The sequence below is a fragment of the Sediminibacterium roseum genome, assembly GCF_009939005.1.
In the GTDB taxonomy this organism is placed as follows: Bacteria; Bacteroidota; Bacteroidia; order Chitinophagales; family Chitinophagaceae; genus Sediminibacterium; species Sediminibacterium roseum.
The window spans coordinates 1-21,816 of the sequence record NZ_JAACJS010000006.1; the positions used below are offsets into that span (position 1 = coordinate 1).

The following is a 21,816-nucleotide window of genomic DNA, read 5'->3' on the forward strand; positions in this document are numbered from 1 at the left end:
TTGTTCCAGGAACAGTAAGATTTCCGATCAAGCCCGTTACTGTGCTCAATCCTTGAGAAGTTATTGTTCCGGTTGAGGTAAGGTTGCCGTTTACGTTAGCGTTGTTAACTGTTGCATTTACTGCGCTGAGTGATTGTGCAGTAATGTTTCCTGTTGAAGTAAGGTTACCATTAACGTTGGCATTGTTTACAGTTGCATCAACAACACTAAGTGATTGCGCAGTGATGTTACCAGTCACAGTCAACGCATTCAATGTAAGGTTTGTGATGCTTGACAATGCGCCTGCTCCTAATGTACCGCTGAATGTTCCGCCAATGATCGTTCCAGGAACAGTCAGGTTACCGATCAAGCCAGTTACTGTGCTTAATCCCTGAGAAGTTATTGTTCCGGTTGATGTAAGGTTGCCGTTTACGTTCGCATTGTTTACAGTTGCATCAACAACGCTCAATGATTGGGCAGTGATGTTGCCGGTCACAGTCAATGCATTCAAGGTGAGGTTTGTGATGCTGGACAACGCACCCGCTCCAAGTGTACCACTGAATGTTCCGCCAATGATCGTTCCAGGAACAGTAAGATTTCCAATCAAGCCAGTTACTGTGCTTAATCCCTGAGATGTTATTGTGCCGGTTGATGTAAGGTTGCCGTTTACGTTAGCGTTGTTAACTGTCGCATTTACTGCACTGAGTGATTGTGCAGTAATATTTCCTGTTGAAGTAAGATTACCATTAACGTTCGCATTATTTACAGTTGCATCAACAACACTAAGTGATTGCGCAGTGATGTTGCCAGTCACGGTCAATGCATTCAATGTAAGATTGGTGATGCTTGACAATGCACCCGCTCCGAGTGTACCGCTGAATGTTCCGCCAATGATCGTTCCAGGAACAGTAAGGTTACCGATCAGGCCGGTTACAGTGCTTAAGCCTTGAGAAGTTATTGTTCCGGTTGAGGTAAGGTTGCCGTTTACGTTAGCGTTGTTAACTGTCGCATTTACTGCACTGAGTGATTGTGCAGTAATATTTCCTGTTGAAGTAAGATTACCGTTAACGTTCGCATTATTTACAGTCGCATCAACAACACTAAGTGATTGCGCGGTGATGTTGCCAGTCACGGTCAATGCATTCAATGTAAGATTGGTGATGCTTGACAATGCACCCGCTCCGAGTGTACCGCTGAACGTTCCACCAATGATTGTTCCAGGAACAGTCAGGTTACCGATCAGGCCGGTTACAGTGCTCAAGCCTTGAGAAGTTATTGTTCCGGTTGATGTAAGATTTCCGTTAACGTTCGCATTGTTCACAATCGCATTTACTGCACTGAGTGATTGCGCCGTGAGGTTCCCGGTAGTTGTCAGGTTGCCGCCAACTTCTACGCCACCTGCAACCGATAAATTATTCAACGTACCCAATGTTGTTATGTATGGCTGGTTCGCTGTAGTTATTGTTGCGCTGATCGTTCTTGCATCAATATTATTGGCAACAGTCAGGTTCTGCAGTCCGCCCAGGTTCGTGATGTTCGCATTCACAACACTGATCGATCCCGCAGTTACATTGCCAGCTACCGTGATCGCCTGCAGGTTGCCCAATGCAGTAATATTATTAAGCGTGCCCGGAGATAAAGTTCCACTGAATGTTCCTCCGGTGATCACACCCGGCACCGTCAGGTTCCCGATGATACCATTCACTACACTCAAATTCTCTGAAGTAACATTTCCAGATACCGTCAGGTTTGATAAAGTACCAACGGTTGTAATGTTCGGCTGGTAACCATTGGTGATAGTGGCGCTGATTGTTCTCGCATCGATGTTATTCGTAACCGTCAAGTTATTCAGGCCCGCAAGATTTGTTATGCTGGCCGTTGTCGCTGTGAAAACATCCGTGCTGATCTTGTTCGAAACAATCGCATCCGTTACCGATATGCTTCCGGCTGTAACCGAATTTGTAACGGCTAAATTATTTGCAGTGATCCCGTTGGTTACGGCAATATCGTTCGCTGTGATCCCGTTGGTCACAGAAAGATTTCCTACCGCAGCACCACCGGTCACAGACAGGTTGTTTGCAAGTACTCCCGCAGATACAGAAAGACTGGCCGCTTCAATTGCACCCGTAACACTCAACGACCGCACCCCCGAAAGATTCGTAATGTTTGCATTTGTTATGCTCGCATTGATCGCACTCAAAACTTTCGCATCAACCGTTCCGTTCACACTCAGGCCCGTTAATGTACCCAAAGCCGTGATGTATGGCTGGTTCGCTGTAGTTATTGTTGCGCTGATCGTTCTTGCATCAATGTTATTGGCAACAGTCAGGTTTTGCAGTCCACCCAGGTTCGTGATGTTCGCATTCACAACACTGATCGATCCCGCAGTTACATTGCCAGCTACCGTGATCGCCTGCAGGTTGCCCAATGCAGTAATATTATTAAGCGTGCCCGGCGATAAAGTTCCACTGAATGTTCCTCCGGTGATCACACCCGGCACCGTCAGGTTCCCGATGATACCATTCACTACACTCAAATTCTCTGAAGTAACATTTCCAGATACCGTCAGGTTTGATAAAGTACCAACGGTTGTAATGTTCGGCTGGTAACCATTGGTGATAGTGGCGCTGATTGTTCTCGCATCGATGTTATTGGTAACCGTAAGATTGTTCAGGCCGGCAAGATTTGTTATGCTGGCCGTTGTCGCTGTGAAAACATCCGTGCTGATCTTATTCGAAACAATCGCATCCGTTACCGATATGCTTCCTGCAGTAACCGAATTTGTAACGGCTAAATTATTTGCAGTGATCCCGTTGGTTACGGCGATATCGTTCGCTGTGATCCCGTTGGTCACAGAAAGATTTCCAACCGCAGCACCACCGGTCACAGACAGGTTGTTTGCAAGTACACCCGCAGACACAGAAAGACTGGCCGCTTCAATTGCACCCGTAACACTCAACGACCGCACCCCCGAAAGATTCGTAATGTTTGCGTTCGTTATGCTCGCATTGATCGCACTCAAAACTTTCGCATCAACCGTTCCGTTCACACTCAGGCCCGTCAATGTACCCAAAGCCGTGATGTATGGCTGGTTCGCTGTAGTTATCGTTGCGCTGATCGTTCTTGCATCAATGTTATTGGCAACAGTCAGGTTTTGCAGTCCGCCCAGGTTCGTGATGTTCGCATTCACAACACTGATCGATCCCGCAGTTACATTGCCAGCTACCGTGATCGCCTGCAGGTTGCCCAATGCAGTAATATTGTTAAGTGTGCCCGGCGATAAAGTTCCACTGAATGTTCCTCCCGTGATCACACCCGGCACCGTCAGGTTCCCGATAATTCCATTCACTACACTCAAATTCTCTGAAGTAACATTTCCAGATACCGTCAGATTTGATAAAGTACCAACGGTTGTAATGTTCGGCTGGTAACCATTGGTGATAGTGGCGCTGATTGTTCTCGCATCGATGTTATTCGTAACCGTAAGATTGTTCAGTCCACCCAGGTTGCTGATGATCGCTGTTGTAGCCGATAATACATCGGTATTAACCCGGTTTGCAATTACCGCATCGGTAACGGAAATACCTGCCGCAGTAATGCCATTTGTTACAGAAAGACTTCCTGCAGAAACGCCACCTGTAACAGAGAGGCCTTGTAATCCTGTGAGATTGGTAATGTTTGCATTGATGAGGTTCGCATTCTGGCTATTGACCGTGTTGGCGTTCACCGTTCCTGCAACTGTTAATCCTGATAAAGTTCCTACGGCAGTAATGTTTGGCTGGTTACCCGAGATCAATGTACCGCTGATCGTTCCGATGTTTGCAAAATTGGTTACCGTGATGTTTGTAAATGTGCTCAATGCTGTAATACCCGCGATTGTACCTGGAGAAAGCGTTCCGCTGAACACACCACCAACGATGGTTCCCGGCACATAAAGATCCCCAAAGGTTGCGGATGTTCCACTGAATGTATTCCCGGTAACATTTCCGGCAACGGTCAATGCGCCCAGTGTGCCAAGCGTGGTGATGTTAGGCTGGTATCCTTGTACGATCGTACCATTGAGTGTTGTTGCCGACACAGCCGACGCACTTACCGTTCCGCCTGCGCTGATGTTGCCCGATGCCACTACCGATACCGGTGTGATGTTACCGAGTGTGAGTGTGATCGCAGGTGTTGTTGTTGGATTGGCAACCGTTCCTGATATTCCATTTGCATTTACGATCGACACCGTTGTAATACCCGATGCCGGTACGTTCCCTTTGCGCACATAACCATCCAGCATCGCAGCGGTGTCTTTAATGTGCACCACACTGCTCAGCATCGCCGCCGTATCGCTGATCTTCAGCAGGCCGCTTTGCAGCATCGCAATATCCGTTACATACAGAAGATCGCTCGATGGTATCTTTCGTAAGGTTCCGTTTAGCGTGGTTACGATCGAATCCGCTCGCGTACCATTTCCGGAGAATTGTACTTGCGAAATGGTTGTAGGTTCCCACTGGTTCGCAACAGCGTTCCATGCGTATACTTGTCCTGAAGCCGGCGCCGTTCCTGAAATTAAATTACCCATCAAACGGTTTGCGTTCCAGATGGGTGAAGTATTTTTTGCGATGATACGGATCGTATCGCCATTGTTTACAATCGAGATCCCCGAATTGGCCGGGTTGTTGTTCACTGATCCCGAATCGATGATCATCCGCCCCGCGCGCCCGTTCAACGAGATCACGCCGGCACTGCCGCTACCGGATGCGGTTCCGAGCTCCTGCCAATGGCCTGTGATGCCCCCCGGATGGACGTCTGCACCTGTATGAAAATAAAATTTCTGGTCGCTGGTCTGGAAGATCATCATCCCGTTCACCGCATTTGCACCAGGGATCAACGAGGTATCGGCGATGCGCGGAATCAGCATCGCTTTTTCGGTTGCGTCTATCTGGAACGCGATAAATTTATTGAGGAAGGCAGCCGTACCGATCATTACCCCGTTCGCGTCCTGAATGTCCCATTTGTTCATGTCGAGCGCCTTCTTCGCAATATGGCTACCGAGGTTATCACCGAGCTGCTGGGCCTTGGTAGTATATATAAATGAGAAGAGCATGACACAGATTACCGTGACATGCTTGCCATATTTCCTTCTCAAATTACTTACTATCAAGTTGATCTTCCGTTAAGTTCGTTTTATCAATTAATCAATATTATTTTCATAATAACGATCAGCTTTTTTATTTGATCACCACAATTTTATACTGGCTGCCCTGGACATGCACAGTATCTGGCGTATAATTCGCGAACCTCACCCGCACATAATTCGGCTTCTCTACCCATGAACTGTAAATGGACCACATCGGGTAATCGTTCAGCGGTGTAACCAGTATCGGATCTCCGACTTGAACGCCTTCCAGTTTTACATCCACCACAGAAGTGGTATTTGGGGGAATATCAACGTTCACGCCTGTGCCCGAGTTGAAGCTCACATTAAAGTTTGTGATCGTGGTAACCGTAGTGTTTGCCGCCTGCGGGGTTCTCCAGTTTACATTTCCCGCACTGTCGGTTACGAGGAAAGTATTTTTCGGACCCGGCTGGATGCTGGTGTTTACGTTTGTAACCGTTGCATTGCCTGCATAGATCGCGTAAGGCACACTAAGCAGTTCGGTTGTGCCGATATCAACATAATTGTCGGCCGGGATCCACCATGCCGCAGGAATGGTGGGCGCAACCGCCACTTTAAAGTTCATGAAGAAAGGACCCATAGACCAGTCAACTTTGCTCAGATCGGCCAACGGATTTGGGGTGATGGCCGCATCGTTTACGCCACGTCCCACCACAATGTTAAAAACACCGTCTGCATCGCTTACGGTTTCGAAAACCTCGGCCCAGATGGGGGCGTTGGACAAATTACCTTGCCTGATATTGATCTTTACATAGATCTTCCTGTTCTTAGCTACGTTGTTGTAGGAATCTTTCGCCACCGCTGTTTCGTTCCAGGCGGGAGGTGGCTGCGCGATGGTGTTCCCGGCGATAAACACCAGAACGGCCATTACGAGAACCCTGAGGAGAAATTGTTTCATAGTAATCAGTTTATTAATATATATACATTTCAGCTTAAATAGAAACGTATGTATATGACAATATATTACCCGTTACAGGTAATATACTGAATAGTTTTTCATAGGATACGACTTCTTCTATTGTTGTTGTTGCAGCTATGCGGTCTAAAAAATAGTTTCTCATAGGATATACGAACTTTTTCTATGAACCAGCAAGATGTTACAAAAACTTCTTTCAACTACAGGGAGGTATCCGTAAAAATCCGTAGTGTTCATACTACAAAGATACCGAATTATACCCGATTGCTTCCCTGTAGTGCGCTTAAATTTTGATCAATTTCGTTGTGTAATGTTTGTTCATAAAATCAACTGAAACAACATAGGTTCCGGCTGCATAGGAAGCAACATTAAGAATATGACCGGCCTTCAGATCCTGCATAGGGATCATCTGGCTCATCATCACCCTTCCGTCCATGCTGATGATGCGAACCTGGCCAAAAAGGTTGGCATCGAACACTCCGTCACATTTCAAAGTTGTAAGGCTATGGGTCGGGTTAGGGTAAACAGTGATTGAAGTGATGGTGAGCACATCCGCTACCGGTGCAACCTCAGCACATGAAGCACCGAATTTACCGGTACCGTTGGTTGCGATGGTAGAGATGGCAGAAAGCCCGCTCACCACGTTAAGACATTTGTTACCGCCATTGAAAACAGCAACTGTACCGCCGATGGTTGTAGATGATGTAGTGATCATCGCAACAGGCGAACGTTTAAAGGAAGCCGCCGTCATCTGCGTCATACCTGTAGTGCAGGCAAACAGCAGAGCCAGTACGAGATATATTCCTTTATTAATACGCATAATAAACTTCTCTTACGAGTTTCCCGTTTTTAGCAGTGTATGATGCGTCGATAGAAGATCCGGTAATGCTCTTGACAGAATAAACCAGTTCAACCGGTACGCCGCCGTTGCTTGTAAAGCTTTCTTTCCAGCTTGCACCGGTCTTGTCCATTTCCCAGGTACCGCTGAGGTTGTCTGAATTATGGAAAGTGCCAGACACCTGTGTGGCCGCGTTGATGGTGTATGTTTTTGTGTAGGATTTTTGATAGTCAGTCAATGTCTGCATCACATTGTCTACGTAGATTTCTTTCAGGTGCCAGTACCTGTTACCGATGCCGGTGAGCAGTCGCGCAACCTTTACGTTCTCAGCCACAACTTCCTCCTCAGACTTAGAACATCCGGTGAAGATGGCCGCGCAGATCAGAATGGTTAAAAGAGTTGTTTTTTTCATTTTGTTTTTTGAAAAGGCTTCCGCTTTTTCAAGGATATTGGATTTGTGTAGCTACCTAGTTGTTACTTTTCCTTTGGTAGTGATAACACTACAAATGTAGTATGGTTAGACGACATGTGTAGTAAAAGAGTGAAGTTTTTTTTATTTTTTTTAGATTTTTTTCTATTTGATTGAAAATCAAATAGCTGCAAAAGTACAGGAAGGATCGTTTTGGCGCTGGATTGCATGAAATGCACTACAAAAAGACCCGTTAACAGCAAAAACTGCTGCCTGGTTTGTAGTGATTCACTACAAAATGATAGAAATGTCTACATAGAAAAGTCTACAAGCACCAGAAAAATCAGTACAAACAGGGGCAAAAACCCCTGACCAATTTGGAAACGGGCGAACGCTGCACCGGCACGGTGAGACTGAACAAACCCTGGAGATGAGATGAAGTGATTAAACCCCGATCGAAACGCGATTATGGGTCGGATGGAAAGAAGTAGATAAAAGGGATAAAAGCCAAACCTGCCGGGCGTGCCCTTGCCACCCGGAATAAACCTGGCCAGGGAGCCTGGGTTTTACTCAACAACCGGGCTACCCACGTGTGGCCAGGCCGGTCGTGTTTACTTATAAACGACAAAACCCCGGAATTCCGGGGTTTTGTAAAAACGGTATCTGAAAAAATTCAATCTTAAACTTTGAAGTGAGAGAACGCTTTGTTCGCCTCAGCCATACGGTGGGTATCTTCTTTCTTTTTGAAAGCGGCGCCTTCACCTTTTGCTGCTGCCATGATCTCGTTGGCGAGTTTGTCGGCCATTGTACGACCGTTCCTTTCGCGGCTGTAGCGGATGAGCCATTTCATGCTCAGGGAGATCTTACGATCTGCACGAACCTCAGCAGGGATCTGGAAAGTGGCACCACCGATACGGCGGCTGCGTACTTCTACGGCCGGGGTAACATTGGCTACGGCTTTTTTCCACATCTCATATCCGTCTTCACCTGTTGCTTTGGTTACTTTATCAACCGCATCGTAGAAAATATTGATAGCGGTGCTTTTTTTACCTTGCCACATCAGGTTGTTGATAAAACGGGTAACCAGTTTATCGTTGAAACGTCCGTCCGGAGCGAGTGGTAATTTCTTGGCTTGTGCTTTACGCATGTTATTTGCGAATTATGATATTAATGAATTTCTTATTATTTCTTAGCCTTTTCTTTCTTCGTACCGTATTTAGAACGGCTCTTTTTACGGTCTTTCACACCTGCAGTATCCAGGCTTCCGCGAACGATGTGGTAACGTACACCCGGCAAGTCTTTTACACGGCCTCCACGGATCAGTACGATTGAGTGCTCCTGTAAGTTGTGGCCCTCACCCGGAATATAGGCGATCACCTCGATCTTATTGGTCAAACGAACCTTCGCCACTTTACGAAGCGCCGAGTTTGGTTTCTTAGGCGTAGTTGTATATACACGGGTACATACACCACGGCGCTGTGGACATGCATCCAGAGCCCTTGATTTACTTTTAGCCCTGATAATTTCGCGACCTTTTCTAACTAATTGCTGTATTGTAGGCATTCTATACCGTTTAAAATTTCGGACGGCAAAGGTAATGGCTGGAACGGAAAAACCAAAATTGTTTTATACTTTTTTAGCCCGCGGGCCGTATTTCAAGCGGAAATCCACCTGAAAAATGTTGATAAACCCGGAATACCTGAATTTACCCGCGAATATATCCACAGTAAAAATACGCAACACCCTCCTATTTTTCACCCTTTTTGATCCCTGCTGATGGAAATGTTCCCCGGCTGATTTTTCTTTGCACCTGTAACCTCCACTACAGCTGAATTCTTTAATCATTTAAAGGAACAGTTTTATGCGTGGATGGAGTCTTTTGATCATTTTTATACTAACCGGCCAACTTCGGCCGGTGTACGGGCAGCAGGTTGTAAGCCCGGTTTTTTATTCCGTTCCCGGTTCGGTTTATGCCCAGAATTTTGATGGGCTCCCTTCCTCGGGCACCTTCAGCCTGTCCGGAAAAGGCCCTTTCAACCTGTCTGCGGCCCCGGTTTCGGCAACCAATATGGGCGGGTGGCAGATCTTCCTGTTTTCGGGCAGCAACGCCAATGCGGGGTTCGGGGTAGCCACAGGTTCTTCTACCGGTAACGCCGTTTACAGCCTGGGAGCAGGCGGCTCGGGCGAGCGCGCCCTGGGCTCGTTGTCGTCCGGCGCCGGTATTTATGCGATGGGCGCGGTTCTTACCAACCAAACGGGCGGGCCCCTGAATCAGGTTACCGTCGGTTTTACAGCGGAACAATGGCGCAAGGGAGGGTCGGGAAACAGGAACACCTGGACCTGCCGTTACAAAACGGGGACGATCACAAGCATAGACCAGTCGAACCTCACCGACGAGCCCAACCTTAATTTCGGATCCGTGATCGCAACCACTTCCGTTGCTACCCTGGTGGGCAACCAGCCCGAGAACCAACAGGCGGTTTCTTACACCATTACCGGCCTCAACTGGAAGGCAGGCGAACAATTGCTGCTTCGATGGGATGACGCCGATGAAACCGGCAACGACGACATTGTTGCGATCGATAATTTCAATTTCTCGGCGGTACTGGTAAGCACTGCGCCCGTAATTACATCCGTTGCGTCAGCAAACATCACGACAAATACGGCGGAGATCAGCGCTGTTGTAAACGATAATTATGCGGGCACCATCGTGCGCATTGAATACGATACTTCGGCCGTTTTCTCAAACCCGTCTATCCTGCGCCCGCCGTTGGATACGTTGCCCCCCGGCTCCGGCAATACAAACATCAATGCGCAGTTGCCCGCATTGCTGCCCGGCAGGTTTTATTATTTCCGCATCAGGGCGCAGAACAGTTTGGGAACGGCAATCACTGCAGCAAAGAATTTTACAACCCTGTTTGAAGCGCCTGTTGTTACGGCGTTGTCCGCCACTTCGGTTTCTACGTGCACGGCGGTTGTAACCGCGGGCGCCAGCGGTGAAGGCATTTCTGAAAAAGGAATCGTGTGGGCCATTACCAACAATCCTTCCATCTTAAATAATACAATCATCGCCGGTACAGGAAGCGGAAATTTCTCGAGGCTGGTCACCGGGTTGCCGCAGGGAAGCGTTGTTTTTATCCGGGCCTATGCGATCAATGCGGGAGGCATCGCGTATGGAGATACCATTCGCATTGTAACACAAACGGTGGTGAGTTCCATCCTCCCCGCAACGGTAATAAAAACAAACGCAGCAACGGTTCAATTTGTTATGAAAACGGCACAGGCACTGACCGGTCTATCGCCTTCCAATTTCGAACTACAAACAGTTGGTGTAACGGGTGCATCGGTCACGTCCGTTGCTTCGAACGCAAACGGTTTTACCATCACGGTAAATACGGGAAACGGTAACGGAACCCTGTCGCTTACGCTTGTGAACGATTCCGGTTTGTCGTTGCCGGTCAACAACAAACCATTCAGCGCCCCGGGCCATTACCTTACTGATAAACTTGCGCCACAATTACGGAAATTAGACATCCCTCCCGCGTCGATGAAGATCGGCGACACCGTTGCCGTTACCATTTCGCTCCTCCCCGATCCCGAAGTTTTGAAACTGAATGGCGGAAATATAAATGGCTTTTCTCTTTCGCCCTGGGTTAAAAAGAACGACAGCATCTATACATCGTCATTCGTTGTTGCATCCGGTGGCAATGATGTTGAAGCATCAAAAAATATTCCTTTTTTACTATCGATGAGCGATTCAATTGGCAACACGAACCAGGTTGTTTCGTCGGTCATCCAACCCGATGACCCGCTTGATGCGAACAGGCCCTATATCTTGTCGGTACAAAACCCGCCGAAAGGAATTTACAAGACCGGCGATACGCTGGATTTTATTTTTACGTTCAATGAAAAGGTGAACGTGTCCAATGCCGGTGTTCCTTCCATCACGGTAACCATAGGTGCCCGGGGCAGGACCGCTTTGTTTGCAGGTGGAAACAACTCCGATCGCCTGCTCCTGCGTTACATTATCGTTCCGGACGATCTTGACATCGACGGGATCAAGACCACCTCCAGTATCACATTGAACGGCGCGTCGATAAAAGACATTGCGGGAAACAATGCACTGCTGGGTTTTACCGGTAACGCACCATCCAACGGGATCCTGGTTGATGCGGTTGCGCCCGTTATCAACGCCGTTCAGTTGCCGGCCAATAAAACATACAGGGCCGGTGATACGCTTCAGTTTGTGTTCGGCTTTTCGAAAGGAATTATTCTCACATCAAAAGAAGATACACCTGTAGTAAAACTAACCATCGGCACGCTGGATAAAGATCTATCGTTCAGGAAGCAATCCGAAACAAACAATCTCCTTTTCACTTACATTACCGAGTACGGCGACATTGATAAAAACGGGATCAGCCTCTCCTCATCTATTACAACCAAAAAAAGTATAACGGACAGTCTCGGCAACCCGGCGAACCTGAATTTCAAAACCACTTCGCTTGCCAATATCAGGATAGATGGGGTGGCTCCCGTTTTCAGCACTGCCGCACCCGAAAATGTTTTTGTATGCGAAAACGGATCTCTCACCATAACAAATGTTTTCGCCATAAACGACGACGAGGCAGGCGAGCTGGTGAGCTGGCGAATCAGGAACACACCCGTGATGGGAACGGTTTCATTGGCAGCATTTTCCCTGACTTCTACCGGGAAAAATATCATCCCGGCAGGTATTGTATATAGACCGTACCCGGATAAAAACGGCACCGATACACTCATTACCGAATTGACCGACGGCATCAACACCAGCCAGAAAACGATCCTCATATCCATACAGCCTGCGCTGCGAAACAATATCATCTCTACAAATCAATTGATCTGTGAAGAGAAACCACCCGCGTTGCTCACAGGAAGCCCGGTATTTGGCGGGGCCGGATCATTCAAATATGTATGGGACTCTTCGGTTGATGCTGTGCGGTTTTATCCTGTACAGGTGGGGGGCGACCAGGCCTTTTACCAGCCTCCATCGTTGCGCGGTAATACATGGTTCAGGCGGAGAGTAATGTCCGGTGCATGTGCCGATACCTCTGTGCCCGTCAGCATCTCCCTGGCAAAGAACGGGTACTGGACGGGCGGCAAAAGCAGCGACTGGAACAACCCGGCCAACTGGTGCGGAAGTTTTATCCCGGGTGCTGCCACAAATGTGATGGTGTTTGCCGATGCCCCGTATCAGCCACAGGTAAAAGACACGGCATCGTGTAACGATATTTTACTGGGCGATGGTGCAAGACTGTCGATCACAGGAAGCCTCTCGCTTTCAGGAAACATTACAGCATCGCCGGGATCGGTACAGGCAAATAAAGGAACGATAACCTGCAGCGGCAACTTTCAGCAAAACATTAATGGCGATCATTTTGAAAAGAACAGCATACAAACGCTGATCATCGATAATGCTGCGGGCGTTTCATTGTCGCACGAACCCGAACTTAGCGGCGCGCTGGTTCTTACAAAAGGTTTCCTGCAAACAAACGATCACCTGCTGTTGAAAGAAGGTGCGATGATCGGGGCTTCTGCAAGCGGCACGGCAGTTATCGGGAAGGTTTCCATTACGTATCTTATCAAAGGCGGCAGAAAGTCTTTTCAACTGTTCGGCCATCCATTCAATCATTCCATTGGTTTGAAGATGATCGGCGACAGTATCGATATCACAGGGGAAAACGGATCATTACAAGGATTTACAACAACCGCCAGTAACGAACCGTCTGCATTTCGTTATGATTTTACAAGGGGAAACGATTCGACTGGAATCGATGCAGGCTGGCTGCCTTTCACCAACACAAATGGAATTGGCAACAACGCGTGGCAGCCGTATACAGGCATCCGTTTGCTTTTCAGCGGCGCCCCGGGGCAAGGTTCGGATGGTAAACCTCCGGGCGACGGGAGCAATGGCACCTATTATCCGAATTCCGTTCTGCTGAAACTTACAGGAGAAATAAACAACGGCGAACAGGGCGTGGTCTTACCGGGCAGTGCATATGCAAACTACCATGTAATAGCGAACCCGTTTGCAGCAAATATCGAAATGTCAAGAATCACAAAGAGCCCTGGCATTGCCAACCATTACTGGTTGTGGAACCCGCAACAGGGAAAACGCGGCGGCTATACAAGCTTTCCATTCAGCAGTGCAAATGCGCTTTCCGTGCTTGGCGCGTTCGTTGTCAAAACCAGTGGCAGTAACAACAACAGCCTGCTTTTTACGGAACAGTGCAAAACTACTGCTGCTGCAGGCACTGTACTCCCTTTCGCATCTGATGATCTTTTCTTCATTGAACTGAGATTAGAATCGGACAGTATTTTCTGGGACCGCATACTGCTTCTTCAACTGGACAGTGCAAGAGCCGGCGTGGACCGGAACGACGCCGAAAAATTCATCAATGACGATGTGAATTTATATTTCCTCAGCAGGGAACACAAAAAGCTGTCCATTGATGCAAGGCCCGTAACCAATGAAACCATTATCCCCATTGGATTACAGGCGAACGGGAACAACCGGTTCTCCCTCCGCGTTGCCAATGTAAAAGTACCTGCATCCAGTACTTTGATGCTGCACGATAAATACCTGGACAAATGGATGCCGCTCGAGAAAGACAGCATTTATCAATTCAATACCATAGATGACACATTGAGTAAAGGCGACAAGAGATTTGAGTTAGCTACCAGGCCGCCGGATACAGATCGTTTTTTAGCAAACAAAAACCTCGTGATGAAAACCTACCCAATTCCTGCAAAACATACCATTGTTGTAAAGTACGCGTCTACCGAAACGGCCAATACAACAATAAGGATCGTTGACCTGTCCGGACACCTTATTAAAACCGTTCCGCTTGGTATGCAAAAACAGGGGCAGGTTATCGTTCCCGTGGCAAATCTTCAAAGTGGAATTTATATAGTTGAAATCAAGTGTGGGAATGATGTAAGCAGCCAAAAGATCATTATTGCACACTAGGCGGTGGCAACATTGAGCAATGAGCGCATACCTGAACATCGAATTCGAACAGCGAAATAATCCCGAATTTGGTTGTACCATTTCGCATCATGGATAAGACAGGCTTGACAACGTTTAACAGAGCGATGGGACGATATATTTTCGTTTCTGCGTTGGTTAATACAAGGTTTATCAAAAAAAAAATGCTTTTATGTGAATACTGATGTGATTCACATAAAAGCACAGGTAAATTAATGCAATAAAGAGAACAGGTTATTCCTTAACACGCACAACGCCGTCTACCGTTCTTATTGGTTCGCATCAATGTTTATTGAGGTTTTCCAGGTTCCGTTGTCAGATCCTGAACATCCAGCCATGCGTATCTGCGGCAGCGCCATTACGGATAGCGTTCAGGCGTTTTTTGAGTTCAGGAGCGGTTGTCCAGGCATCGGTATCAAAGTGCATTATATAGTCTTTGTATTTCAGTTCTTTGATAAGAGAGATCGTGGCTGCCGTTCCCGTACCAAATACTTCGCGCAGTTCGCCTGATTTGTGTGCGGCGATCAGGTCGTCGATGCTGATCTTTTGTTCCACCACCTCGAGACCCATTTCTGCAAGCACCGTCATCGCGCTATCTCGTGTTACACCCGCGAGGATGGTACCGTCTTCGAGCGAAGGAGTGATTGCTTTATTGCCGATCACGAAGAACACGTTCATCGTTCCCACCTCCTGGAGGTATTTGTGTTCAAAAGCATCGGTCCACAAAACCTGGTCGTAACCCTGTTTTTTTGCCATGGTGGTTGCCAGCATGCTTCCACCATAATTACCCGCATTTTTTGCGTAACCCACACCACCCGGGGCCGCACGTGTATAGTTTTCCTCGATGTAAATACGCATTGGCGCGGCGTAGTAAGGGCCGGTAGGGCTGAGTATGATCAGGAACTTGTAAGTTTCAGAAGGTTTTACACCGATCACGGGGTCTGACGAGAACATGAATGGGCGGATGTAAAGCGAGTGATCGGCCATAGACGGGATCCAGTTCCTGTCGAGGTCAATGAGCATACGCATCCCTTCAATAAATATTTCTTCCGGCACCACAGGCATATTCATGCGCTCTGCAGAAATATTGAAACGTTTAAAATTATCATACGGACGAAAAATAGCTGCATTGCCGTCTGTATCTTTATACGCTTTGATCCCTTCAAAGATCGCCTGCCCATAATGCAACGCTGCCAGGGAAGGCTCAAGAAGCAAAGGTTGGTAAGGTTTGATCTCTACATTTTTCCACTCTCCGTTTTCATAATCCGCTTCCAGCATGTGGTCGGTAAAATAACGGCCAAACGGAAGATTCTCGAGGTTGATGTCCTGTAATTTACTGGTCTCAACTTTTGTAATGTTTATGCCTGCTGCTGCTACCATAGTTTTATATTTGACGCAAATAAACAAAAAATCTGAAAACTAACGACTGTTAATATTTCAACGGCATGAGTGACCCGAATTTCCAGCTACCTGATTTCCTGATCGCTGACCTTTATAAGCATAGCATCGTTATGGCTGGTGATGAACCGAAGACCGAAAGAAAACCGCCCGCGAAAACCGCCCCGGCTGTCGACCGCCAGTGGTTTCTGGGCAGCAATTTACGAAAAATTACGCTGCTGGTAAGCGAAAAAGAAGCTGTGTACCTGCAAGACGATTCGTTGCAGTTCCTTTCCAATATTTTAGGCGCCTGCAAGCTCAATCTTGGCGATGTGGCGATCGTTAACCACTACAACGATGCGGTTGATTATCATTTTATAAAGGAAAAGCTTGCGCCGACCAGTTTATTGCTTTTTGGCGTAACGGCGGAGGAAGTTCAATTGCCATTTACAGTTCCGTACTACCAGGTACAGAAATACGACGACAGGCAATTCCTGCTCGCGCCCGCATTGAACACCATGTTGGGCGAATCGCAGGAGGCGAGGCTCGAAAAAAGCAAGCTTTGGCTGAGCCTTAAAAAAATGTTCAACATATAGAAGTTTACAGCGGCAAATAAATCCAAATGAAAACAACCCTGATTTTCGCTACCAATAACCAGAACAAGGTTGAAGAGATCCGCGCCGTTATGGGTGCATTGTTCGAGATCATCACGTTGAAAGAAGCAGGTATCGACATCGATATCCCGGAACCCCACGACACATTGGAGGCCAATGCGTCTGAAAAATCACAGACCATTCACAACCTCACGGGCCAGAATTGTTTCAGTGAGGACACAGGGCTTGAAATAGACGCGCTGAACGGCGAACCCGGCGTAAAAAGCGCGCGCTACGCAGGCGATGGAAGGGATTTTCAAAAAAACATTGACAAGGTTTTGGAAAAACTCCAGGGAAAAACAAACCGCGCCGCGCGATTCAGGACCGTGATCTCACTGATCCTCGATAACAAAGAATACCTGTTCGAAGGGGTTTGCGAAGGGCACATCCTGGAAGATCAGAGAGGCTCTCATGGGTTTGGTTACGATCCGGTTTTCGTTCCCACGGGTTCAGCCGCCAGTTTTGCAGAAATGACAATGGCAGAAAAGAACAAATACAGTCATCGCAAAAAAGCGGTTGCAAAGCTGATCGGTTTCTTAAACGCACGATGACCGTTAGCTGAGCCGTTGTTTTTTTGTTGTGCCTGTTGATCGGTCTATCGATCTTTACTGTCAACCAAAAAATATGCATTCAACAGGCGATCCAATAAATAAAAACAAATCATGAACCGCATCAAGATAGACCTCCCCGAACACTTTTATTTTTCAACGATGCTCTCCATCCGTATTACGGACATCAATTACGGCGGCCATGTGGGAAACGATAGTTTTCTTTCCCTTATTCACGAAGCGAGGCAACAGTTTCTTTTGTCACATGGCTACAAAGAACTCGATATAGAAGGTTTTGGCCTGATCATGGCCGATGTAGCCATCGAGTACAAAAAAGAACTCAGTCACCGCGACCAGGTAAAAATATCCGTAGCCGCCGATGGGTTCGACAAACTCGGTTTCGATATTTTTTACAGGATCGAACTCATCGAAAACGAAGCGTTGACCCTCGCCGGGAAAGCAAAAACAGGGATGATGGGATTTGATTACGCAACAAAGAAGAAGATGGCAATACCAACATCGGTGATCAATAAATTGTCAGCCGGTTAACTGGTCATTTCGCTTTTGCGAATTGAAAAAAAGATTAATTTTTTTTATCGTGGCTTAATAATCTTACATTAGGTAACGCCAAAATTTTTAACATGAAACGCCCGCTTTTCATCTGCCTGCTTTTTTTAATTCCTTTCCTTGCACCTGCACAAAAAGCGGAGCCGTCTCAACAAACAAAGGTCAGCGAATCCAAACAGGAAAAGATCAAGCTCCTCATGGAAACAACAGGTTCGGCTAAGCTGAGTTTACAGATGATGAGTAGTTTGGTCCAGTCGATGAAAATACGTTACCCGAACGTGGACAATGCGTTCTGGGAGGAATTTTTAAAAGAGTCTAAAACCGAAGACCTGATGGGTTTAATGTTGCCCGTCTACGATAAATATCTAACCGAACCGGATATCGACGCCTTGCTTGTTTTCTACAATTCTCCCGTGGGAAAAAAATTTACTTCATCCATGCCATTCATTTTGAAAGAATCGATGGAAATTGGTGAGAGCTGGGGCCGGCAGGTTGGTGAAAAGGTGATGAGTAAATTAAAGGCAAAGGGTTACATCAAAGAAAAATAACGCCGGTCAGGTGTTCCAGATGCGCCAGCTTTCTTCGGCCTGCAGTATCAGCATCTCGTAGCCGTTCTGGGTGCCCGCTCCGCGCGCCCTGCCCAATTCGAGGAACCTGGTTTCTGCGGGATTATACACAAGGTCATACAGGTGGTGCTCTGTTGTGATGAATTGATAAGGTATTGCCGGAAAATCATGCACATTAGGATACATCCCTACCGGTGTTGTATTAACGATCAGCTTATGCGTTGCCATGATCTCCCCGGTTATGTCTTCATACGCGATGGCACCTGCCGATGCACTCCGGGAAACATACTGAACACCGATGCCAAGCTTGTGCAACACAAACTCAACCGCCGCAGAAGCGCCCCCTGTACCAAGAACGAGTGCTTTGGTGTGGTACGACCTGAGAAAAGGCGCCAGCGATTGCTCAAACCCGACCACATCTGTATTGTGCCCTTTGAGAGCGCCGTTTTTGATGTCAACACAATTGCATGCGCCCATTGCCTTTACAGCATCAGTGCTTTCATGCAGGAAACCAAGTACCTGTTTTTTGTAGGGAATGGTGATGTTGAACCCACGCAGATCCTTGTACCGTTCAAGCACTGCTCGTAATTCTTCGATATCGGGAAGGGAAAAATTATCATAAACGCAGTCTGTTAACCCAAGCTTCCCGAATTTCTCTGTAAAATATTGCTGCGAAAAAGAATGCGTGAGCGGGTATCCGAGAAGGCCAAAACGGGGCATAAAGGCGTTTTTTCGTAAGGGTAACGGGTGTGTTCGTCGTGAATGGTGAATAAGGAATGACCGGCGCTGGTGCGGCCGGCCATTCAACATCGTTATTTATTGAGGAACAACTCAAATGTGTCTCCCCTCAAACCGATCCGCATTGCTTCCAGCGGAATCACTTCGTTAGGGGCGATGTTGCCGAGGTTTACGTTGCAGCCGATGAGTTCGAGGAAATAAAGTTGTTGTGCTTTCTGCGGAGCTTCCCATATGATCTTTTCTTCCGGGATCTGTGTAAGGATCTCCTGCACCAGGCCCTCTCTTACTTCACCGCTGCCGCGGTAAATACCAACGTTGCCCGCTTCACGCGCCTCGGCGATCACGTAGGAAGAACCTGCTTCAAGCTCTGCACGCATCAGCTCGATCCATTTATAGGGTGGTATGATGTGCGCGGCATCTTTGCTACCCACCTCACTTAATACAGTAGCATGTTTGGTAAGCTTTTCGATATAACCACATTTTTCTGCATGCGGAATGCTCACCGAGCCATCACTTACTTCAACATATTTGATACCGTAATCTTTGCAGACGGCGATATAATCGTCGAACTGGTTCCTGATCAGGAACGCTTCAAACAAAGTACCGCCAAAATAAATAGGAATATTGTAAGAATGATACACTTCAATTTTCTCACGCAGGTTTGGTGTTACAAAAGAAGTTCCGAAACCCAGTTTCACAATATCAATATGCGGTCGGGTTACGCTTACAAAATCGTGAACCTCGTTGATGCTGAGCCCCTTATCCATCACCATCGTTAAGCCTGATGTACGGGGTTGCGTGGTGCGCTGCGGGATTTGAGTAAGATTAAAATTCATGTGGCTGTTGCTTTTTTTCCGCGGCAAAGATAGGAAATCAGTGTGGTTATTGTTTTAAAGTGGATGCCACAGATTTCACGGAGGACACAGTTGAATCGCCCAGGATGCCACATCCCCCCAGGAAACAACTGTGTCCTCCGTGAAATCTGTGGCAAAAAAATGACAATAGGCGTTCACCAACCTATAACTTCTTCCCCTTCTTATACCTCGCCACGATATCAACCACCTGGTTATTCTGTAGAATGGAAGGATTGAGCTCGATGAATTTCTTAAGGTGTTTCGGCGCTTTCTCCATCGCTGTTTCGAGTTTCAGCAGGGCCTCTTTTGTTTTGCCCTGGATGAACAGGATGGTGCTGTAATAGAACAGGAATACGGGTTTCCCGTCGGTGGCCTTCGTGGCGGCCATGCATTGTTCCACAGCTTCGTCGTAAAATTCGGCCTTGATCAGGCAGCGGATCAACGCTTCCCAACCGGCCACGTTTTTTGATTTGTGGCGAACAACGGACCCGAAATACTGGATCGCGTCTTTGTATTGCTTGAGATGCATCTTGCACTCTCCCATTGCCAGGTTGTACTCGGGCACGGTGCGGTGGATGCGCATGGCATTGTCCAGCTGCTTGATGGCCGGTTGCCACTGCTCCTCCAGCATATAGGTTACGGCGATCTTGTAATGCAGTTTGCTGTCGTCCGGGTTGAGGTGTACCGCTTTTTTGTAATGAAACCTTGCCTGTGCATAGTTTTCCATCCTGTGGTAGCAGTGGCCAATGGCCTCGTATATCACATCTTCCGGGCGGGTAAGCTCCAGCACTTTTTCCAGCACTTCGATGGCTTCCTTGTATTTGCGCAGGCGCAGGTAGGCATCGCCCATGTTGCGGTAGGCATAATCAAACTTTTCGTCGATCGCCACGGCGTATTGGTAGGCGTCGATCGACTTTTCGTAGAGTTTCAGTCCCTGGTAAGCCGCGGCCAGGTTGAACCAGGCCAGCTCGCTGAACGGAAACTCCTCTATGATCTGCTGGTGCAAACGGATGCTTTCTTCGTTGCGGCCGGTAAAATCGGTCCAGAAACAGATCTTATACAACGCTTCTTCATTCGACGGATCGGTTTCCAGGATAAGCTTCAGGCAATCAAAGACCTTGTCAAATTCTTCGTAATCGTCGTACACATCCGCCAATTCAAACAAAAGGTCGATCTTTTCCTCGCCCTCAAACAGCGAAAGTGCAGTCTCGAGCAGTTCTATGGCATTCGCCTGCTGGTCGAGCGCCAGGTAGGCATCTGTTTTAAGAATATAGAGATTCAGGTCGCTGGCATCGTATAACTCTGCCGTTTCGAGTATATCGAGGGCCTCCCTGTATTTGCGCGTGGCGAGCAACAGATCAGCTTTTTTTATCATAAGCTGGGAGGAATAGGGAAACTGGGACAAACCTATCTCGGCCGCCTCAAGTGCTTCCGGCAGGTCATCTTTTTCATCAAAATGGTCGATAATGCGTTCAAAAGCATCTTCTTCGAGAAAAGTATGGGTTCTGCCGTTCTTGAGGTTCTGGTATTGTCTGAGGAGTTCTTTTAGCTCTTCGCGGTCTTCGCGGTACGGATTTTCTCGCATTGGCTATTAGGTTTATACAATTTATGACTAAAAAACCTGTCTGGCACGTAATTAGACAGGATTTCTTTGTTAACTAATGTTAATAAAATCAGAATTGGGTAGTTATTATGAAAAGTTGTACATTTGTATCGTAATGAAGACAAAGCAAATCATAAAAAAAGCCTCGATCGTAGCCATTCTCGTGATGGTTATACAGATGGCGTATGCTTCGTTCTCATTCACCGGTATCGCTGATGAGAAGCTGAAAACGGGTAAATATTCCCTGAAAAACTTCAGTTCGCTTTCTCACAAAGGCTTATCCTTTTCATCGCTCAAGGCAAATCTCCAGTACAAAGGGCCACAGGCTTTACCTGGATCTACAGGCGCCGAGGCGAATACGCTGCGTTTCGACAATGGCAACACTACTTTCGTTTATGCTTACAAAGTGAAAGTAAAAGTGCCTAAGTTCAAAACACCTTCTCCGGCGCAACACTAATTCATTTTTCTTTTATTGGTTTATGGATGATTCGTGTATTTTTTATGCCGTCATGAATCGTGACATTATACCAATGCTCGTTGGATCCGCCAACCGATCATTGCCTCCTAATAACAAATTACC

General features: G+C 47.2%; 16 protein-coding genes. 6 read left to right on the forward strand and 10 right to left on the reverse strand.

Annotated elements, in window-relative coordinates; genetic code table 11:
- The 6 genes from GWC95_RS04870 to rpsL form a co-directional block, all read right to left on the reverse strand.
- On the reverse strand, positions 1-5,071 hold a 5,071-nt coding region (locus GWC95_RS04870), incomplete at its 3' end, for a beta strand repeat-containing protein (protein ID WP_161817576.1).
- Between the two features lie 124 nt (positions 5,072-5,195).
- The gene (locus GWC95_RS04875; RefSeq protein WP_161817577.1) at positions 5,196-6,041 is read right to left on the reverse strand and encodes a hypothetical protein; all 846 of its coding nucleotides are present in this window, start codon (positions 6,039-6,041) and stop codon (positions 5,196-5,198) included.
- Positions 6,042-6,342: 301 nt separating this feature from the next.
- Positions 6,343-6,879, reverse strand: a complete 537-nt coding sequence (locus GWC95_RS04880; protein WP_161817578.1) for a T9SS type A sorting domain-containing protein — start codon at positions 6,877-6,879, stop codon at positions 6,343-6,345.
- Complete coding sequence (locus GWC95_RS04885; RefSeq protein WP_161817579.1) at positions 6,869-7,309, reverse strand: hypothetical protein; 441 nt, start codon at positions 7,307-7,309, stop codon at positions 6,869-6,871. Before GWC95_RS04885 ends, GWC95_RS04880 begins: the two co-directional genes overlap by 11 nt.
- 676 nt (positions 7,310-7,985) lie before the next feature.
- Complete coding sequence (gene rpsG / locus GWC95_RS04890) at positions 7,986-8,453, reverse strand: 30S ribosomal protein S7 (protein WP_161817580.1); 468 nt, start codon at positions 8,451-8,453, stop codon at positions 7,986-7,988.
- A 35-nt stretch (positions 8,454-8,488) separates the two neighbouring features.
- Complete coding sequence (rpsL, locus tag GWC95_RS04895; protein ID WP_068242627.1) at positions 8,489-8,869, reverse strand: 30S ribosomal protein S12; 381 nt, start codon at positions 8,867-8,869, stop codon at positions 8,489-8,491.
- Positions 8,870-9,167: 298 nt separating this feature from the next.
- Between rpsL and GWC95_RS04900 the strand changes: the two genes are divergently transcribed.
- Positions 9,168-14,312 (forward strand): T9SS type A sorting domain-containing protein, encoded by a 5,145-nt coding sequence (locus tag GWC95_RS04900; RefSeq protein WP_161817581.1) that lies wholly within the window; start codon positions 9,168-9,170, stop codon positions 14,310-14,312.
- A 333-nt stretch (positions 14,313-14,645) separates the two neighbouring features.
- Here GWC95_RS04900 and GWC95_RS04905 read toward each other — a convergent pair whose 3' ends face one another.
- Positions 14,646-15,710: a branched-chain amino acid aminotransferase gene (locus tag GWC95_RS04905; protein ID WP_161817582.1), complete on the reverse strand. Its 1,065-nt coding sequence runs from the start codon at positions 15,708-15,710 to the stop codon at positions 14,646-14,648.
- Positions 15,711-15,775: 65 nt separating this feature from the next.
- Between GWC95_RS04905 and GWC95_RS04910 the strand changes: the two genes are divergently transcribed.
- The 4 genes from GWC95_RS04910 to GWC95_RS04925 all read left to right on the forward strand — a co-directional run bounded on the left by GWC95_RS04910 (position 15,776) and on the right by GWC95_RS04925 (position 18,023).
- A complete protein-coding gene (locus tag GWC95_RS04910; RefSeq protein WP_161817583.1) occupies positions 15,776-16,303 on the forward strand; it encodes a hypothetical protein in 528 nt (175 codons plus the stop codon).
- A 26-nt stretch (positions 16,304-16,329) separates the two neighbouring features.
- Positions 16,330-16,911 carry an RdgB/HAM1 family non-canonical purine NTP pyrophosphatase gene (gene rdgB, locus GWC95_RS04915; RefSeq protein WP_161817584.1) on the forward strand — a complete coding sequence of 194 codons (582 nt, stop codon included), beginning with the start codon at positions 16,330-16,332 and terminating at the stop codon, positions 16,909-16,911.
- A 111-nt stretch (positions 16,912-17,022) separates the two neighbouring features.
- Complete coding sequence (locus GWC95_RS04920; protein ID WP_161817585.1) at positions 17,023-17,457, forward strand: acyl-CoA thioesterase; 435 nt, start codon at positions 17,023-17,025, stop codon at positions 17,455-17,457.
- A gap of 92 nt (positions 17,458-17,549) precedes the next feature.
- Positions 17,550-18,023, forward strand: coding sequence for a DUF2059 domain-containing protein (locus GWC95_RS04925; protein ID WP_161817586.1), 474 nt, complete (start codon positions 17,550-17,552; stop codon positions 18,021-18,023).
- Positions 18,024-18,029: 6 nt separating this feature from the next.
- Here GWC95_RS04925 and GWC95_RS04930 read toward each other — a convergent pair whose 3' ends face one another.
- The 3 genes from GWC95_RS04930 to GWC95_RS04940 all read right to left on the reverse strand — a co-directional run bounded on the left by GWC95_RS04930 (position 18,030) and on the right by GWC95_RS04940 (position 21,218).
- Positions 18,030-18,761: a shikimate dehydrogenase family protein gene (locus GWC95_RS04930; protein WP_161817587.1), complete on the reverse strand. Its 732-nt coding sequence runs from the start codon at positions 18,759-18,761 to the stop codon at positions 18,030-18,032.
- Between the two features lie 92 nt (positions 18,762-18,853).
- Positions 18,854-19,615, reverse strand: coding sequence for a phosphosulfolactate synthase (locus GWC95_RS04935; RefSeq protein ID WP_161817588.1), 762 nt, complete (start codon positions 19,613-19,615; stop codon positions 18,854-18,856).
- A 181-nt stretch (positions 19,616-19,796) separates the two neighbouring features.
- Positions 19,797-21,218, reverse strand: a complete 1,422-nt coding sequence (locus GWC95_RS04940) for a tetratricopeptide repeat protein (RefSeq protein ID WP_161817589.1) — start codon at positions 21,216-21,218, stop codon at positions 19,797-19,799.
- 133 nt (positions 21,219-21,351) lie between these two features.
- Here GWC95_RS04940 and GWC95_RS04945 point away from each other — a divergent pair, with 133 nt between their 5' ends.
- On the forward strand, positions 21,352-21,693 hold the full coding sequence (locus GWC95_RS04945) for a hypothetical protein (protein ID WP_161817590.1): 342 nt from the start codon (positions 21,352-21,354) through the stop codon (positions 21,691-21,693).
- The last annotated feature ends 123 nt before the right edge of the window (positions 21,694-21,816 follow it).

What these genes read in the sequence shown, in the direction of transcription:
- GWC95_RS04875 (WP_161817577.1), bottom strand. Translation starts at nt 6,041, where the DNA reads ATGAAACAATTTCTCCTCAGGGTTCTCGTAATGGCCGTTCTGGTGTTT.
- GWC95_RS04880 (WP_161817578.1), bottom strand. Translation starts at nt 6,879, where the DNA reads ATGCGTATTAATAAAGGAATATATCTCGTACTGGCTCTGCTGTTTGCC.
- GWC95_RS04885 (WP_161817579.1), bottom strand. Translation starts at nt 7,309, where the DNA reads ATGAAAAAAACAACTCTTTTAACCATTCTGATCTGCGCGGCCATCTTC.
- rpsG (WP_161817580.1), bottom strand. Translation starts at nt 8,453, where the DNA reads ATGCGTAAAGCACAAGCCAAGAAATTACCACTCGCTCCGGACGGACGT.
- rpsL (WP_068242627.1), bottom strand. Translation starts at nt 8,869, where the DNA reads ATGCCTACAATACAGCAATTAGTTAGAAAAGGTCGCGAAATTATCAGG.
- GWC95_RS04900 (WP_161817581.1), top strand. Translation starts at nt 9,168, where the DNA reads ATGCGTGGATGGAGTCTTTTGATCATTTTTATACTAACCGGCCAACTT.
- GWC95_RS04905 (WP_161817582.1), bottom strand. Translation starts at nt 15,710, where the DNA reads ATGGTAGCAGCAGCAGGCATAAACATTACAAAAGTTGAGACCAGTAAA.
- GWC95_RS04910 (WP_161817583.1), top strand. Translation starts at nt 15,776, where the DNA reads ATGAGTGACCCGAATTTCCAGCTACCTGATTTCCTGATCGCTGACCTT.
- rdgB (WP_161817584.1), top strand. Translation starts at nt 16,330, where the DNA reads ATGAAAACAACCCTGATTTTCGCTACCAATAACCAGAACAAGGTTGAA.
- GWC95_RS04920 (WP_161817585.1), top strand. Translation starts at nt 17,023, where the DNA reads ATGAACCGCATCAAGATAGACCTCCCCGAACACTTTTATTTTTCAACG.
- GWC95_RS04925 (WP_161817586.1), top strand. Translation starts at nt 17,550, where the DNA reads ATGAAACGCCCGCTTTTCATCTGCCTGCTTTTTTTAATTCCTTTCCTT.
- GWC95_RS04930 (WP_161817587.1), bottom strand. Translation starts at nt 18,761, where the DNA reads ATGCCCCGTTTTGGCCTTCTCGGATACCCGCTCACGCATTCTTTTTCG.
- GWC95_RS04935 (WP_161817588.1), bottom strand. Translation starts at nt 19,615, where the DNA reads ATGAATTTTAATCTTACTCAAATCCCGCAGCGCACCACGCAACCCCGT.
- GWC95_RS04940 (WP_161817589.1), bottom strand. Translation starts at nt 21,218, where the DNA reads ATGCGAGAAAATCCGTACCGCGAAGACCGCGAAGAGCTAAAAGAACTC.
- GWC95_RS04945 (WP_161817590.1), top strand. Translation starts at nt 21,352, where the DNA reads ATGAAGACAAAGCAAATCATAAAAAAAGCCTCGATCGTAGCCATTCTC.